The sequence below is a fragment of the Rhodococcus sp. G6(2025) genome (genome assembly GCF_058628105.1).
In genome coordinates, this window is the sequence record NZ_CP179750.1 from 2,340,551 (window position 1) to 2,356,902 (window position 16,352).

The window sequence follows — 16,352 nt, forward strand, 5'->3', positions numbered from 1 at the left end:
GCAGGACCCGCGCCGTGTCTGCGGTGACGGTGTTCCTCGCGCTCGTCTGCATCGGCGCCACCGGGTGGTACGCGTCGAGCGATGTCGCGCAGGCGTCGAGGAAGGGTGAGTCGGTGCTCATGTTCGACGATTTCGTCGGGCCCGCCGGAACGTCGCCCGACCCCCGCTACTGGGGACACGCGGTCGGGGGAGGCGGCTGGGGTAACGACGAGGCGCAGGTGTACACGGACGATCCCGTCAATTCCAGGCTCGACGGTGAGGGCAACCTCGTGATCGAAGCCCGTCCCGACGGATCGGGGTACACGTCCGCCCGGCTTGTCACCCTCGACCGCTTCGCATTCCAGTACGGACGGGCCGAGGCCCGCATCAAGCTGCCGAGCGGACAGGGCCTGCACCCGGCGTTCTGGTTGATGGGCACGGACGTCAACCGTGTGGGCTGGCCGCAGTCGGGGGAGATCGACGTGATCGAGACCATCAACGACGCGTCGTTCTATCACAGTGCGCTGCACGGCCCGTCCGCGGACGGCACACCCTGGGAGGTGAAAGCCGAAGGCGGAACCATGTCGGACGATTTCCACGACTACTGGGTGGAGCGGTCGCCGGACCGGATCACGTTCGGCATCGACGACGCGGTGACGGGCGAGTTCTCGCGTGCCGACGTGGACCCGGGGCAGGAGTGGGTGTTCGACAAGCCGTTCTTCCTGTTGCTGAATGTCGCCGTCGGTGGACGGTGGCCGGGCGACGTCGGATCCGACACAACGTTTCCGGCCGCGATGCTCGTCGACTGGGTGCGGGTGACCGATGAGTGATCTCCTCACTGCGGAGCGACTCGACGCGAGGGCTCCGGAGCTGACCCGGTACTACGACGTCGCCGCGCTGGCCTCGGCGGTCGCGGGACTGACGTCCCTGGCGCCGCTTCCGTCGTCGGTGAATGCGGTACTGCTGACGGTATTCGTGTTGATCGGACCGGGGCTCGCGATCGTGACGTGGTTGCGGATACCGCTTGCCGCAGCCGTCGCGGCCGTCCCCGTTCTCGGGCTGTCTGTGGTGACTGCGGCCACGACCGTCCTGGCCTGGTTCTACCGATGGCCCGCGACGGGTCTGCTGCTGGTGATGGTCCTGGCCGTCGTCGTGTCCGCGCTGCGGCATCGCTGGCAGGACACCGGCGCCGAGCCGGTTCGCGCGGTGACCATGCAGCAGGTGTCGTTCCGTCTGTCGCAATGGTGGTATGCCGCTCGCCGAAACCGGCCGCTGATCCTCGTTGTCGTGGCCCTTGCCGCGTGGGTGGTGGTGCTCTTCGGTCTCGGCTCCGTCGCGTATTCACAGTTCGGTCTGCTGTTCGTCGGAAGTGGGCCCGGCCTCGTGGTGTGCGCCGTGATGATGCTCGGCGCGTTCGTCTGGGCTCTTCGCGAGAGGGCTGTCGGGACCGCTGCCGTTGCCGTGCTGGGCGTGATCGCGGTGGAACGGCTCACCCCGACCCTCGTCACCGACGTTCCCATCTACGGGTGGACGTACAAGCACCTCGGCGTGGTCGACTACATCCAGCAGTTCCAGACACTGCCGCCGAAGGGCGTCGACATCTACGGCGAGTGGCCGGGCTTCTTCACCGCATTCGCGTGGTTCGGCGACATCACATCCGTGGACATGATGTCGATCGCCCACTGGTTCGCGCCGGTGATCCACGTGCTGCTGGCCGTCGTGATCGCCGCGATCGCCCGGCTCCTCGGGTTCGGGATGCGGGTGGCACTGACGGCCGCGATGGTGGCGGAACTCGCCAACTGGGTGGGGCAGGACTACTTCTCGCCGCAGGCTGTCGCCCTCGTCATGGCATTGGGTGTGGTGGCACTGCTCGTGGTGTCGACGGAGCACCGCTCTGCGGCGTACCTGTCGATCCTCGTGTTCGCTGCTCTGGTGCCCACCCATCAGCTGACCCCGTACTGGCTGTTCGGCGTGACAGTTGCCCTGGCGGTGACGCGGAAGATCCGCCCGTGGTGGCTCCCCGTTCCCTACTTCGCGATCCTCGTGGTCTATCTCGTTCCCCGGCTGGACATCGTGGCACCGTACGGGTTGCTGTCCGGATTCAACCCGGTCGACAACGCCGCCAGCAACGTGACCGCCGTCGGCACGTTCGGGAAGATCTTCACCTCCGCCGTGTGCCGTTCCCTGTCCGCGGGCATCATCCTGCTCGCCGTGGTCTGTGCGATCCTCCTCTGGCGTCGCAAGCGTTCCGCCTGGGTCGGGACCGTCATGGCGTTCAGCTCGTTTGCCCTGCTGGCCGGTCAGAGCTACGGCGGTGAGGCGATCTTCCGGGTCTATCTCTACGCCGTGCCCGGCTGCGCGATTCTCATCGCGCCGATCCTCGTGGACGCGCTCACCGTCAGGTTCCGGTCCGGAGTGCTTCGCCGAGTCGTCCCGGTCGGACTCGCAAGCGGACTGGCCTACGTGACGTTCGCCGGCTTGCAAGGCTATTTCGGGTTGTGGTCGCTCGTCATCGGCTATCAGTCCCAGGTGACGTTCGCGAAGGACATCCTCGCGAACGAGAAGCCGCCGGCGACGATCATGTCCCTCTATCCCGCCGGTCTCCCCACTCGGATCAGCGCCGACTACATCAAGTTCGCTGTCGTCGACAAGGATTTCGATCAGCCCTTGCTGGCCTTGCCCCCGGCCGTGCTGGAGGGCTTCCCTCACGGCGGCCAGATCGAGATGCTCACCGCGGATGCGGCGGAACGAGACGGCGACACGTATGTCGTGTTCAACACGCAGGGCACTGCCGCCATCCGCTATTACGGTTATCTGCCGGACGGAGCCGTCGAGAACTTCGAGGACCAGATGCGGTCCGGCCCCGACTGGTCCGTGTATGCGCAGGACGACAACAGCACGATTTTGCGTTACACGGGGCCGCGCCGGTAACGGTCACGTCGTGTATTCGGTCACGACCGATCGCGGCGACACTTAGTATCGGCACATGCAGCGGATGCGCTCGGCCCTGGTCGAGATTGCGTTGACGTGCTCGGTGGCGCTGTGCGCGCTGTCCCTCACTCCGGATGCTGCCGCTGCCGCGCCCGGCGGTGGAGGCGTCCGGACCGCCTACCCCGGATACACCGTGATCGGCAGCGACGAATTCGACGGACCCGCGAACGCGGCGCCCAATCCATTGTTCTGGGGCTACGACCTCGGCGGCGGTGGGTGGGGCAACAACGAGAAGCAGGTGTACACCGACTCCCGCCAGAATTCGCGTCTCGACGGTAACGGTCGTCTCGTCGTCGAGGCCCGCAGAAACGGTGGCGGCTTCACGTCGGCTCGGCTCGTGACGCGCGGAAAGTTCGAATTCACGTACGGGGTGATCGAGGCCCGGATTCAGGTACCGTCCGGCCCGGGAATCCATCCCGCGTTCTGGACGCTCGGGAGCAACATCACCAGCGTCGGGTGGCCTGCCTGCGGGGAGATCGACATCCTCGAGGTGATCGGGGACGGTTCCCGATACCACGCGGGAGTGCACGGCCCGACCGTCGGCGGCGGGCACTGGGAACGCTCGACGGACGGCTCGATCGGTGCGAACCTCAGCGCGGGTTTCCACGACTACGCCCTGATCAAGGGACCAGGCCGCATCTCGGTGGGCATCGACGGAAACATCGTCGGCACGGTCACCACAGCGGATCTGCGACCCGAGGAACGCTGGGTGTTCGACGCCCCGGCGTACCTGCTGCTCGATGTGGCCGTCGGCGGGAACTGGCCAGGCCCGGTCACGTCGTCGACACGTTTTCCGGCCACCATGCTGGTGGACTGGGTGAGGTTCTCCCAGTGACGTCAGGGACGAGTTTCGGGTGTGAATAGAATCAGGTTCATGGCCGTGTCGAAGTCAGAGTGCCGCTGCGGCCACCCATTCGCCGCTCACGAGCATTACCGCCAGGGCACGTCCTGTGCTCTCTGCGACTGTCCGCGGTTTCGGCGGCGCCTTCCCCGGTTGATCCGGAAACTCGTGGGCCGCTGACCGATCTCGAACGCGCGCCGGCTGGAGTTCGGGATTCGGCAGCGTTGAACGTGCGTGCGGAGTGACGAGTACCGACATAGGGCAGCCCATAAACAAACCATAGGTTTGTTTATGGGCTATATTTCAGTATGCATGTCGTGCAAAGATGGACTTCTGGAAACTTTGAATCCAATTCTTCCTGACGGCAGGCGGCAGTTCGGGTGGTGGCGATGGAACATCGGACAGCCGCGCGGGTGGGGACGTCGTCAAGCGCCGAGGCCCTCTGGAAAGGCGGTCTGTGGGCGATCGCGGTCGTATTCATCGTCCCAGCGCTGCTGTTCGCGCTGGCGCTGTGGCGAGGGTGGGGTGGCAGGTTTACGACCACGGTGGTTGTCGACGTGGGCCTGCTGGTGTTCGCTCTCGTCGCGACCGGGTGTACCGCGTGGGCTGCCTGGAGAGGACGCGGCAGCCGCCGCCGCAGCTGGCTGGCGTTGGCGGGTGGGCTGGCGGCCTGGTCGGTCGGCCAAGCCATCTGGTGCTACTACGTGGTGTGGCAGGGAAGTGATCAGATACCGTTTCCTTCCTCGGCGGCTGCTGCGTACCTGCTGTTTCCGGTCGGCGCATGCGCGGCGCTGTTGCTGTTCCCGACCGGCGACAGCGGACAGTCCCGTACCCGGCTGATTCTGGACGGAATCATCGTGGCCGGTTCACTGTTCGTGATGTCGTGGGTGAGCGTGCTCGGCAGCGTCTACCGCGCGGGGAGCGCCACACCGGTCTCCCTCGTGTTATCCCTCGCCTATCCTGTCGCGGACCTGGTGATTGCGACGATGGCGATTGTGGTGCTGACCCGAGCGCGGGCCGGGCAACGCTTGACCATGGGACTGCTGTGCATCGGGATCATTCTGATGGCGTTGTCGGCCAGCGCAGTCTCGTACCTGACCGCGCTGGGCACGTATCACAACGGCGGCGTTACCGACCTGGGCTGGGTGGCCGCCTTCGCCGCGATTGGTCTGGCGGCGCTGTCGAGCACCCGCGAGCAGTCACCCGAACCGGTTCCGGCCCAGATTCCGTCTCGAACACGGTTGTGGTTGCCGTACCTTCCGTTGCTGCTGGCCGCCGCCGTCGGCCTACAGCAGGAGCTGCCCAGCCTGGGCTCCGGGCCGATTCCCGCTGCGATCATCGTCCTGGTGATCGCCTTGCTGGCACGGCAGTTCATCGTCTTGGCCGAGAACCGACGGTTGTTGCTCACCGTGGCCCGGCAGGCCTTCCGCGACCGACTGACCGGACTGGCGAACCGTGCCTTGTTTCTCGACCGGCTCGACCAAGCAGTGCAGCGCCAGCGCCGGGAACTCACCCCGATCGTGGTGCTCTGTGTGGATCTCGACGATTTCAAAACTGTCAACGACAGCCTCGGCCATCCCGCCGGGGACGAGCTGTTGATCCGCGTCGCCGAACGGCTCACCGGGTGCATGCGGAGCACCGACACCGTCGCCCGGCTCGGAGGCGACGAGTTCGCGGCACTGGTCGAAGGCAGCGTCCAAGATGCCCTGTCGGCCGCGGATCGGGTACTGGAGGCATTCACCCCGCCGTTCATCATCGACGGTGTCGTGCTCTCCATCCGCCCCAGCATCGGGCTCACCATTTCCACTGTCGCCGGCGCGACGACCGAGAGCCTGCTCAAACAGGCAGATCTGGCAATGTATGCGGCCAAGCGCTGCGGTGGTGGTTGCCTGCGCAGTTACGTGCCGGACCCGGCCGACTCCGACGCGAAGGACGCGCTGACCTGCGACGACAATCCGACTCACAGCCTCGGACCCGGGGAAGCCACGAACACACCGCGACACGCACGACCCGTGACGGATCAGGTTGTAGCCGGAGGGGACGTCGTGTCGGTGCCGAGGTCTGCACACAACCGACACCGACCGGCTCGGGTGAGCTGGGTGTCGCCATCCGATCGGGCGCGGCGTGGCGTCATGGCGGGGCTGGGGATTCTGCTGATCGGTGTGGTCCTGTTCGGGATCGTGCTGGGGGCAGGTGATCAAGCGGGTTGGATCGTGCTGCGCGGAGTGATCTACAACGGACTGGCTTTGACGGCCGCCTTTCTGGTTGCGGCTCGCGCGTGGTGTATTCCGACCGAGCGGCGGGCGTGGTGGCTGATCGCGCTGGGAATGACCAGCTGGTGTGTGGGCGATGTCGTGTCGATGTCGTGGCTGCCTGACGGCCAGTCACCATCGGTGGCCGATCTGCTGAAACTGGCGTTCTACCCACTTGTGTACGCCGGGTTGGTGGTGCTCCTGCGCTCGCGAGCGCGGCGGTTGCCGACCGAGATCTGGTTGGACGCCATCACCGCAGGGTTGACGCTGGCGGCGCTGGCAACGGCCGTCGCATTCGGTCCGATCGACTCGGCCGCCGAAAGATCACCCGCGGCGGTGATCGTCGGGTTGGCCTACCCGGCGGGAGACGTGCTGCTGTTGGCACTCGCGGTCGGGGCAGTCGCGGTGCTGGGGTGGCGGGCCGAGCCGCGGTGGGTGCTGCTGGTCGCGGGGTTCGTGCTGTTCGCGGTGGCCGACACTGTCAACCTGTTCCGCACTGCTGCCGGTCACGTGGAGGTCACGTGGATCGATGCGCTCCCGTACGTCGCCGCGATGCTCGTGGCCGTGGCCAGTTGGCGAGCCCCCGGCCGAAGACAGTCCGGTCAGCTACCGGGACTGGGTATCTGGGTACCTCCACTGGTGTGCACTGCCGCTTCGGTGGGGCTGCTGGTCCTCGACCACGATGCACGGTTGCCTGGGCTCGCGGTGGTGCTCGCCGCGCTCAGCCTCGTCACGGTCGCAGCCCGATTCGCGGTGACGTTCCGGGAAGTCGTCGTCCTGGCCGACAGCCACCGCCAGGCGAGCACCGATGACCTCACCGACCTGGCCAATCGTCGGGCGATCATGGCGGCGCTGACGGCCGCATACTTCGACCAGGCGGCACAGCCTGGGACGGGGCAGGGGCCGGGGCCGGGCCTGCTGCTGATGGATGTGGACCGCTTCAAGGAGATCAACGACTCGTTCGGACGTAACGTGGGCGATCAATTGCTGTGCCAGATTGCCGACCGGCTGGCTCGGTCCGTGCGACCGGGTGATCTGCCGGCACGCCTCGACGGAGACGCCTTCGCGGTCCTGCTGCCGGCAGGGATCGACCTCACGGACGCCCGGGCACTGGCCGGTCAGCTCCTCGAGGCAGTAAACGAGCCCTTCGACCTCGACGAGGTCACGGTGCGCGTCGAGGCGCGGATCGGGATCGCCCTCTGCCCCCAACACTGCACAAACCCTCAGGATCTGCTGCAGTGCGCCGGAGTGGCTGTGTATCGCGCCAAGTCCACCCGCCGCACGATCGCGGTGTACGACACCGCCGAGTACCAGCGCAGCATCGAGGAGAGGCAGACCATCGACGAGCTGCGCACGGCGATCGATGGTGGCGAGCTCACGTGCTACTACCAGCCGAAGGTCAGTGCCTGCGACGACCAGGTGCACGGCGTCGAGGCTCTCGTTCGGTGGGAGCATCCCCTCCGCGGCTTACTCCTACCCGATCAATTCCTTCCTCAGGCCGAGCAGTCAGGATTGATGCGTCCACTGACAGCGAGAGTGCTGGAGCTTGCGCTGGGTCAGGCGCGGAGCTGGCTCGATCACGGTATATCGCTGACCGTCGCAGTGAACCTGTCGGTCACGAATCTGCTCGACGCAGACCTGGTCGCGGAGATCGACCGACTCCTGGACGACCTTCGGTTACCCGCCGACACGTTGATCCTCGAGATCACCGAAAGCGTCCTGATGACCGACTACCGGCGCGCCAGAAGGGTGGTCGAGGCGCTGCAGGGTCTGGGAATCGGATTGTCGATCGACGACTACGGCACCGGCTGGTCCTCTCTTGCCTATCTGCAGGACCTCGCCGTCGATGAGCTCAAACTCGACAGGGTCTTCGTCGCCCGCCTCGCCAGCGATCCTCGATCGGTCGCGATCGTCCGATCGACCGTGGAGCTCGCACACAGCCTGGGCGCGTCTCTGGTCGCGGAAGGCGTCGAAGACGAAGACACCCTGCGTGCCTTGCGTCGATACGGCTGCGACGTCACCCAGGGGCATTACCACGGCCGCCCGCTGCCCCCCGACCAGCTCGACCTTCGGTTGCTCGGCCGACACCGTTGATGCATACGCGGTGTCAGGTGCGCGGGATCGGGAGGCTCTACGTGAACAGGCCCTGACCCCAGTACTGCCCCTCGGCGAGGCCGGGCGGGCAGGCGAAGAGGGCGGACCCGACGTGCTGGATGTACTCGTTCATCGCGTCGGTCCTGGACAGGTTGAGCTGCATCGGCACGAACTGTTCCTGCGGGTTGCGGCAGTAGGCGATGAAGAAGAGTCCGGCGTCGAGGTGGCCGAAGCCATCGGAGCCGTCGGTGAAGTTGTATCCGCGACGCAGGATCTGGATGCCGCCGAGTTCCTGAGCGGACGCCAGTCGCACGTGCGCGTCGACGTCGATCACCGGGTCGTGACCCTTCTTGGAATCGAGGTCGAGTTCGTCGAATTCCGCCTTGCCGCTCAGGGGAGCGCCAGTGCCCTTGGACCGTCCGATCACGCGTTCCTGCTCGCCGAGCACGGTGCGGTCCCACTGCTCGATGAGCATGCGGATCCGCCGCGCCACGAGGTATGCGCCGCCGCCCATCCACGCCTGGTCGTCGCCGGAGCCCACCCAGACGTGCTGGTCGAGGACGCCGGGTTCCTCGGCCTTGATGTTGTTCGTTCCGTCCTTGAACCCGAACAGGTTTCGCGGCGTGTCCTGAGTGGTCGAGGTCGACGAGGTGCGGCCGAACCCCAGCTGCGACCACCGGACCGAGGCCGTGCCGAACGCGACGCGCGCCAGGTTGCGGATGGCGTGCACGGCCACCTGCGGGTCGTTGGCACACGCCTGGATCGCGATGTCGCCGCCGCTGCGCGCCGGGTCCAGGTTGTCCGCCCGGAAGTGCGGAAGGTCGACGAGCGCGGCAGGTTTCTTGGCCGCGAAGCCGAACCGGTCGTCGAACAGTGAGGGCCCGAATCCGATGGTGAGGGTCAGCTGGGACGCCGGCAGGCCGAGCGCCTCCCCGGTGTCGCTGGGCGGAACGTAGATGCCGTCGCCGATGGCACCGTCCGGGGTGGCCTCCTCGCCGGCGGTCATCCGCTCGGCCATCACGGTCCACTTCTTCAGCAGCGCTTCGAGTTCCTCACGGGACTTCGTGGTGACGTCGAACGCCACGAAGTGCATCCGGTCCTGCGCGGGCGTCACGATGCCCGCCTGGTGTTCGCCCCGGAAGGCGACGACGTCGGCGTGCGAGAGCGAGGGTTCGGCGGCGGTGGCGCGCCCGACCAGTGCACCGGCGCCGGCGAGGGCGGCTCCCGCCCCGACGGCGCCGAACAGACGTCGTCGGGACATTCCCTTGCGCTCGTCCACCGAGGTGGTCGTGTCGGTCGTACCGGTTGGATCAGTCATGATTATGCGCCTGCTACCACGCCTTGAACCTGGCTGACCTCGGCCGAGAGGGCGTCGATCTTGCGCGAGAGTTCTTGGCGCTGTTGTTCGTTGACAGTGTCGTAGAAGACGAACCCGTCACCCTGGCGGTATTGAGCGAGTTCGGCATCGAGGTCCGCGAAACGCTGGGTGATGTTCGCGGCCAATTCGGGATTGCGTTCGTCGATGATCGGCTGCAGTGCGGCGACCGCGGCCTGCGAGCCGTCGACGTTGGCCTGGAAGTCCCACAGGTCGGTGTGCGAGAAGATGTCTTCCTCACCGGTGATCTTCGACGTGGAGATCTCGTCGAGCAGCCCCTGCGCGTCGCCGGCGATCTTGGTGGGGTCGATCGTGTAGTCCTCGGCGTTCACCTGGTCGGCGAGGTACTGGACGTCGACGACGAGTTGGTCGGCGATCGCGTTGGTGTCGGGTTGGGGACCGGTGACCCACAGATCCTTCTCGAGCCGGTGGAAGCCCGTCCATTCCTGCCCGGGTTCGAGGTCGGCCTCCCGCAGGTCGAGCTTGGGGTCGAGTTCGCCGAAGCTCTCCGCCTCGGGCTCGATGCGCTCGTAGTAGGTGCGGGAGACGGGGAAGAGGGCCTTGGCCTGCTCGACGTTGCCCGCCTTGACGGCGTCGACGAACTGCTGCGTCGTGTCCTGCAGGGCGACGACCTGGCTGCGGATGTAGCGGCGGTAGCCGTCGGCGGCCTCGGCGAGCTGTCCGCTCTCGTCGGACGCGCTCATCGAGTCGCCGGTGACGGTGAAGTCCTGACGGATGCCGTTGCCGACCATGCCGGGCTTGCACGCGAGCTGGTAGGTGCCTGCGTCGGGCAGCGACACGATGAGCTGGCGGGTGAGCCCGGGACCGATGTTCTCGACCTCACCCATCGCACGGTCGCCCTCGGCGAATACGTAGAACTCGGTGACCTTGCTGCCGTTGTTCGTGACTTGGAACGTGCTGTTCCCGGTGGTTCCGGAGTCGGCGCTGACGTCACACGTGTCGTCGTTCGCGGTGACGGTGATGTCGTCGGTGCTCGCGGTCGACTTCTCGGTGCAGCCTGCGAGCGCCAGCGGCAGCAGGGCGGCCGAGGCGAGGGCGAAGGTGGTTCGGCGCGTGGTCTTCATGGGCGGAAGGTGCCTTTCATGAAACGGTCTCGTCGGGGGTGGGGGAGGCGGTGCGCTCGGGTGCCGTATCGGTTGCAGGAGCCGCGGGGGCCGGTGTGGGTGCGGAAACGGGCCGGAGGAACAGGAACAGGACCACGACGACGTACACGACCCAGGCGACGGCCTGCAGGACCGTCGGGTCGGGCCGGAAGTTGAAGATCCCGGCCAGGACGGTGCCGTACCAGCTGGACGCGTCGTAGCCGTCCGAGATGTCGAAGGCGAGTGCCGAGCCGCCGGGCAGGACTCCGCCGATCTGCAGGGCATGAATGCCGTACCCGAGGATTCCGGCGGCGACGATGATCAGGAATATGCCGGTGTACTTGAAGAATTTCGCGAAGTCGAGCCGGACGGCGCCGAAGTACAACAGGACCGTCACTATCGCGGCGGCGACGATACCGAGCAGGAGGCCGACGAGAGGCCAGGCGCTACCCGCTGTGTTCTCGGCGTACCCGACCATCAGGAGCGCCGTCTCGACGCCTTCCCGGCCGACGGCGAAGAACGCGAGGGTGAGCACCGCGATGGGCCCCGCGACCAATGCTTTCTCCATGCCCGCCTTGAGATCGTGGGAGATGGTCCGCGCGGCCTTGCGCATCCACAGCACCATGACGGTGACGATCGCGACCGCGACGAGGGACGCGACGCCGGCGATGACCTCCGCGGTGAGTCCGGTGACGGTGGACGTTCCGTAGTGGATGACGAGGAAGATCGCGGCCACCATCGCGACGGCGATGCCGACGCCGAGCCAGACCCACTTGAGTGCGTCCTTGCGCTCCGCTTTCACGAGGAACGCGGCAAGGATCATGACGACGATGCCTGCCTCGAGGCCCTCGCGCAGACCGATCAATCCACTGCCGAACAGCTGTGTGGCGATCGACGGCGCGGTCCCTGCGGCGAGGACGGACATGCACACTCCTGGGCGAGGCGGGGTCGAGCCGAGTGGTCCGCAAGGTTGGGTAGGCAACCTTGCGATAGGCAAGGCGAACCTTAGGCCTGTGGAAAACATACACCGCGCCTCCTTGTCCGAAGAAGCCCTCACCAGCACTTTTACAACCCTTTACCTTTGGTGTGTTGTCCCGCCGTGACCCGGCTCGGTGTGGGAGCGGTCTCGGGTGGCCGGGATCGACGAGTTTCGTGTGGATGATGGAGACGTGAACCGATATCCCGTGCGTCCGAAACGTCGTTCCCGATGGCCCGGACCGCTGTTCGCTCTTCTCGCGGCGACGGTGGTCGTGGTTCTCGCCTACGGCGCATGCTCGCGGGAGCAGCAACCGAGGATCGCGATTCCGGAAGGCATCCCACCCGGGCCCGGCGCGGCGACCCCGCCGATCGACATCGACGCACCCGGGCGTTCGGCGGATCAGCTGCACGGATGGTCTGCCGGGCTGGCCGACTCGATCGGCGTCGGGAGTACCGCGCTCGAGGCGTACGGCTACGCGGCGACGGTGATGGCCGAGACGAAGCCGGAATGCGGAATCGGGTGGACCACCCTCGCCGGAATCGCGAGTGTGGAGAGCCGGCACGGCACCCACGCCGGTTCGGCGGTCGGGCCCACCGGTCAGGTGACGCCCGAGATCCGGGGCATCCCCCTCGACGGGGGACCCGGTGTCGCCGAAATCCCCGACACCGACGGCGGGGCGATGGACGGCGACCCGGTGCACGACCGCGCGATGGGACCCCTGCAGTTCATTCCCGAGACCTGGAAGCGGTGGGGGGTCGACGCCAACGGTGACGACGTGGCCGACGCCGACAACATCGACGACGCAGCGCTGACCGCCGCCCGCTACCTCTGCGAGCGGGGCGGCGACCTCACCGCTGCGGAGGGCTGGCAGTCGGCGCTGATGGCCTACAACCTGTCGGGCGAGTACCTCACGCTGGTACGCGACCGGGCGTCCGCCTACTCGGTCGGAGTGCGCCCGTAATCCTTCCGCCGCCGGTTCGTGACGTGATCGACGCCACATCGGTAGGTGTCGCGCGGGCGGCTCGCCGTCCGCGGGGCGCGCCATCCCGCGCCGGTTTCGGTGTGCCGTTACGCTGTGTGCTGGCACGATCTGGTGTCCCTGGCACGATCGGACCGGTCGGTGCACAGTGCGAAGCCCATATAAGGAGAATCAGCAAGTGGCCATCATTGAGCAGGTCGGAGCCCGTGAGATCCTCGATTCCCGTGGTAACCCCACGGTGGAGGTCGAGGTGCTGCTCGACGACGGAAGTTTCGCTCGCGCCGCGGTTCCGTCGGGCGCATCGACCGGTGAGCACGAGGCCGTCGAATTGCGAGACGGCGGCGACCGGTACGGCGGCAAGGGTGTCGAGAAGGCCGTCGAGGCCGTCCTGAGCGAGATCGCTCCGGCCATCATCGGGATCGACGCCACCGAGCAGCGGACCGTCGACCAGGCCCTGCTGGACGCCGACGGCACCCCGGACAAGTCGCGTCTGGGCGCCAACGCGCTCCTGGGTGCGTCGCTGGCGGTGGCCCGCGCGGCCGCCGAGTCGTCGGGTCTGGATCTCTTCCGTTACGTCGGCGGCCCCAACGCCCACGTCCTTCCCGTCCCGATGATGAACATCCTCAACGGTGGCGCGCACGCCGACACCGGTGTCGACGTCCAGGAGTTCATGGTCGCCCCGATCGGTGCCGCCACGTTCAAGGAGTCGCTGCGCTGGGGCGCCGAGGTGTACCACGCCCTCAAGGCGGTGCTGAAGGAGAAGGGCCTGGCCACCGGTCTCGGTGACGAGGGCGGCTTCGCCCCCGACGTCGCGGGCACCAAGGAAGCACTGGACCTGATCAGCGTCGCCATCGGCAAGACGGGCCTGGTCCTGGGCACGGACGTGGCACTGGCACTCGACGTCGCCGCCACCGAGTTCTACACCGACGGCACCGGCTACAAGTTCGAGGGCAGCAACCGGACCGCGGCCGAGATGTCGGCGTTCTACGCCGAGCTGGTCGACGCGTACCCGATCGTGTCCATCGAGGATCCGCTGGACGAGGACGACTGGGACGGCTGGGTCGCCCTGACCGATCAGATCGGCAACAAGGTCCAGCTCGTCGGTGACGACCTGTTCGTCACCAACCCGGAGCGCCTGGAAGAGGGCATCGTCAAGGGTGCCGCGAACGCTTTGCTGGTGAAGGTCAACCAGATCGGCACGCTGACCGAGACCCTCGACGCCGTCGACCTCGCGCACCGCAACGGCTACAAGACGATGATGAGCCACCGGTCCGGTGAGACCGAGGACACCACCATCGCCGACCTCGCGGTCGCCGTGGGCAGTGGTCAGATCAAGACCGGTGCTCCCGCCCGCAGCGAGCGCGTCGCCAAGTACAACCAGCTGCTGCGCATCGAGGAGAACCTGGGCGACGCCGCCCGCTACGCCGGCGAGGTCGCGTTCCCGCGGTTCGCGTTCGAAGGCTGACGTTCGACAGTCGAGTAAGGGGTGTTGGAGTAGGTGGCACAGCGCGGCAGGCCGCGGTCGTCCGGAGCAACTCCGGGCGGCCGGGGCTCCGGGCGTGGTGAACGGGCCCGCGGAAACCGGGCGGACGGCACTCCCGGCGGAGCGCGGCGCCCCCGCACCACCAAGTCGACGACGCCGGGGCAGGCCGACGGCAAACCGGACGCCGTCGACGGCTCCGACACCGGCAAGGTGCTCCCCGGTCGCGCCCACCCGAGACGGGTAGGTGCGGCCGGGGCCGCCCGCGCAATTCGCTCCGAGCACACGATCCTCGGACTGTCGACGGGCAAGGCGCTCGTCCTCGTCATGGTCGTGCTGCTTCTCGCGCTCACCCTCGCGGTTCCCCTGCGCAACTACCTCACCCAGCGTGGGGAAGCGGATCGTATTGCGGCGGAACAGGTTCAGCTCGAGAAGGATCTTCAGGAGCTGCGGATACTCGAGGAGCGCTACTCCGACCCCGCCTACATCGAGGCGCAGGCACGCGGCCGGCTCCGGTGGGTGAAGCCCGGCGACACCCCGTTCCAGGTGCAGTTGCCTGGCGACTACAAGGAGCCGGAGAAACCGGAGGAGAAGGACGCCGAGATGGCAGGCCCCTGGTACTCCGACCTGTGGAAGACCATTTCAGAACCGCCGGCCGCGCCCGAGGTGCAGCCGGCACCGGCTCCGGCGCCCCCCGTGGTGCCGCCGCCCGTACCGCCAGAACCAGGAGAACCCACCGGGTGACTACTTCGTCCGACCCGTCCAGCCCCGTGCCGCAGGAAGACCTCGACGCCGTCGCCGCCCAGCTGGGCCGCGAACCGCGGGGAGTGCTCGAGATCGCGTACCGCAGTCCCGACGGCACGCCCGGCGTCGTGAAGACCGCGCCCAAACTTCCCGACGGAACACCGTTTCCGACGCTGTACTACCTGACCGATCCGCGACTGACCGCGGAGGCCAGCCGGCAGGAGTCTGCCGGGGTGATGCGTGAGATGACCGAGCGTCTCGGACAGGATCCGGAGCTTGCGGCCGCGTACCTGCGCGCCCACCAGTCGTATCTCGCCGAGCGCGACGCCATCGAGCCCCTCGGAACTGACTTCACCGGCGGCGGAATGCCCGAGCGCGTCAAATGCCTGCACGTGCTGATGGCCCACTCGCTGGCGAAGGGGCCGGGCGTCAACCCGCTGGGCGACGAGTCGGTGGCACTCGCCGCGTCCGCGGCAGGCGGAAAGCTGAGGGGCACCGCGATTCCCGCGGACTGGCCCGGCATCGACGACGTCGAAAGTCCCGAGCAGTGACGCGCGTCGCCGCCGTCGACTGCGGCACGAACTCCATCCGTCTGCTCGTCGCCGACGTCGACGAGCAGGGCGCACTGCACGACGTGTGTCGCGAGATGCGCGTCGTCCGGCTGGGACAGGGCGTGGACGCCACCGGGCGCCTGGCGCCCGAGGCCATCGAACGCACCCGAGTCGCGTTGAGCGAGTACGCCGGAATGATCGCGGACGCCGGCGCCACCGCCGTCCGCATGGTGGCCACGTCCGCCACCCGCGACGCATCCAACCGGGAAGACTTCTTCTCGATGACCCGCGAGGTGCTGGGCACCGTCATCCCCGGCGCCGGGGCCGAGGTCATCACCGGCGACGAGGAAGCACGGCTGTCGTTCAACGGGGCCGTCGGGGAACTCGATCCGTCGCAGGGACCGTTCGTGGTCGTGGACCTCGGCGGCGGTTCCACCGAAGTGGTGCTGGGCGACGAATCCGGCGTCCACGCCGCCTTCTCCACCGACATCGGGTGCGTGCGCATCACGGAGCGCTGCCTCCATGACGATCCGCCGACACCCGCACAGGTCGAGGAGGCCCGCGCGTTCGCGCAGGACCGCCTGGACGAGGCGTTCGCGCGTGTCCCCGTCGAACAGGCCCACACCTGGGTCGGCGTCGCCGGGACGATGACCACCATCGCCGCGCTCGCCAAAGAACTGCCCGAATACGACGCCGAGCAGGTGCATCTCTCCCGCATCCCGATGCCCCGGCTGCGGGAGGTCTGCAACTCGCTGATCGCCATGACCCACACCGAACGGGCCGCCCTCGGCCCGATGCACCCGGGGCGGGTCGACGTCATCGGCGGCGGCGCGATCGTGACCCTCGCACTGGCCGACGCATTCGAGAAGAAGGCCGGCATCGACCAACTCGTCGTCAGCGAACACGACATCCTCGACGGAATCGCATTGTCGATCGCCTGAGCTAGGGTGATCTGCGCACGGTCGCCGAGCGACACCCTCGGCG

General features: G+C 67.4%; 12 protein-coding genes. 9 read left to right on the forward strand and 3 right to left on the reverse strand.

All coding sequences use genetic code 11. From position 1 onward, the window contains the following. Window positions 1–14 precede the first annotated feature (14 nt). The 4 genes from ACLIVD_RS10570 (at window position 15) to ACLIVD_RS10585 (ending at window position 8,157) form a co-directional block, all read left to right on the forward strand. Window positions 15–809 carry a glycoside hydrolase family 16 protein gene (locus ACLIVD_RS10570; protein ID WP_317568118.1) on the forward strand — a complete coding sequence of 265 codons (795 nt, stop codon included), beginning with the start codon at window positions 15–17 and terminating at the stop codon, window positions 807–809. Then, window positions 802–2,910, forward strand: a complete 2,109-nt coding sequence (locus tag ACLIVD_RS10575; RefSeq protein WP_491932439.1) for a hypothetical protein — start codon at window positions 802–804, stop codon at window positions 2,908–2,910. Before ACLIVD_RS10570 ends, ACLIVD_RS10575 begins: the two co-directional genes overlap by 8 nt. Before the next feature lie 55 nt (window positions 2,911–2,965). Then, window positions 2,966–3,805, forward strand: coding sequence for a glycoside hydrolase family 16 protein (locus tag ACLIVD_RS10580; protein ID WP_491932441.1), 840 nt, complete (start codon window positions 2,966–2,968; stop codon window positions 3,803–3,805). Window positions 3,806–4,200: 395 nt separating this feature from the next. Beyond that, entirely contained in the window at window positions 4,201–8,157 is a 3,957-nt protein-coding gene (locus tag ACLIVD_RS10585; RefSeq protein WP_491932442.1) for a diguanylate cyclase domain-containing protein, read from the forward strand. A 37-nt stretch (window positions 8,158–8,194) separates the two neighbouring features. On the opposite strand, the gene efeB is transcribed toward ACLIVD_RS10585, so the two are convergent. The 3 genes from efeB to efeU are packed head-to-tail and all read right to left on the reverse strand — an operon-like array spanning window position 8,195 to window position 11,560. Next, on the reverse strand, window positions 8,195–9,475 hold the full coding sequence (gene efeB, locus ACLIVD_RS10590) for an iron uptake transporter deferrochelatase/peroxidase subunit (RefSeq protein ID WP_283354529.1): 1,281 nt from the start codon (window positions 9,473–9,475) through the stop codon (window positions 8,195–8,197). 2 nt (window positions 9,476–9,477) lie between these two features. Next, entirely contained in the window at window positions 9,478–10,617 is a 1,140-nt protein-coding gene (gene efeO, locus ACLIVD_RS10595; RefSeq protein ID WP_280781462.1) for an iron uptake system protein EfeO, read from the reverse strand. Window positions 10,618–10,633: 16 nt separating this feature from the next. Continuing rightward, a complete protein-coding gene (gene efeU, locus ACLIVD_RS10600) occupies window positions 10,634–11,560 on the reverse strand; it encodes an iron uptake transporter permease EfeU (protein ID WP_280781463.1) in 927 nt (308 codons plus the stop codon). A gap of 244 nt (window positions 11,561–11,804) precedes the next feature. On the opposite strand from efeU, the gene ACLIVD_RS10605 reads away from it, so the two are divergent. From ACLIVD_RS10605 to ACLIVD_RS10625, 5 genes are all read left to right on the forward strand, one after another. Beyond that, window positions 11,805–12,575 (forward strand): lytic murein transglycosylase, encoded by a 771-nt coding sequence (locus ACLIVD_RS10605; RefSeq protein ID WP_317568114.1) that lies wholly within the window; start codon window positions 11,805–11,807, stop codon window positions 12,573–12,575. 196 nt (window positions 12,576–12,771) lie between these two features. Further along, window positions 12,772–14,058 (forward strand): phosphopyruvate hydratase, encoded by a 1,287-nt coding sequence (eno, locus tag ACLIVD_RS10610; RefSeq protein ID WP_280781465.1) that lies wholly within the window; start codon window positions 12,772–12,774, stop codon window positions 14,056–14,058. A gap of 33 nt (window positions 14,059–14,091) precedes the next feature. Next, window positions 14,092–14,817, forward strand: a complete 726-nt coding sequence (locus tag ACLIVD_RS10615) for an FtsB family cell division protein (RefSeq protein WP_491932443.1) — start codon at window positions 14,092–14,094, stop codon at window positions 14,815–14,817. Further along, window positions 14,814–15,368 carry a DUF501 domain-containing protein gene (locus ACLIVD_RS10620; protein WP_491932444.1) on the forward strand — a complete coding sequence of 185 codons (555 nt, stop codon included), beginning with the start codon at window positions 14,814–14,816 and terminating at the stop codon, window positions 15,366–15,368. Before ACLIVD_RS10615 ends, ACLIVD_RS10620 begins: the two co-directional genes overlap by 4 nt. After that, window positions 15,365–16,309 carry a Ppx/GppA phosphatase family protein gene (locus ACLIVD_RS10625; protein WP_317568112.1) on the forward strand — a complete coding sequence of 315 codons (945 nt, stop codon included), beginning with the start codon at window positions 15,365–15,367 and terminating at the stop codon, window positions 16,307–16,309. The genes ACLIVD_RS10620 and ACLIVD_RS10625 overlap by 4 nt, the downstream gene beginning before the upstream one ends. Window positions 16,310–16,352 lie beyond the last annotated feature (43 nt).

Excerpts from the sequence above, each read along its gene's own strand:
- ACLIVD_RS10585 (WP_491932442.1), top strand. The coding sequence starts at position 4,201 with ATGGAACATCGGACAGCCGCGCGGGTGGGGACGTCGTCAAGCGCCGAG.
- efeU (WP_280781463.1), bottom strand. The coding sequence starts at position 11,560 with ATGTCCGTCCTCGCCGCAGGGACCGCGCCGTCGATCGCCACACAGCTG.
- efeO (WP_280781462.1), bottom strand. The coding sequence starts at position 10,617 with ATGAAGACCACGCGCCGAACCACCTTCGCCCTCGCCTCGGCCGCCCTG.
- efeB (WP_283354529.1), bottom strand. The coding sequence starts at position 9,475 with ATGACTGATCCAACCGGTACGACCGACACGACCACCTCGGTGGACGAG.
- ACLIVD_RS10580 (WP_491932441.1), top strand. The coding sequence starts at position 2,966 with ATGCAGCGGATGCGCTCGGCCCTGGTCGAGATTGCGTTGACGTGCTCG.
- ACLIVD_RS10575 (WP_491932439.1), top strand. The coding sequence starts at position 802 with ATGAGTGATCTCCTCACTGCGGAGCGACTCGACGCGAGGGCTCCGGAG.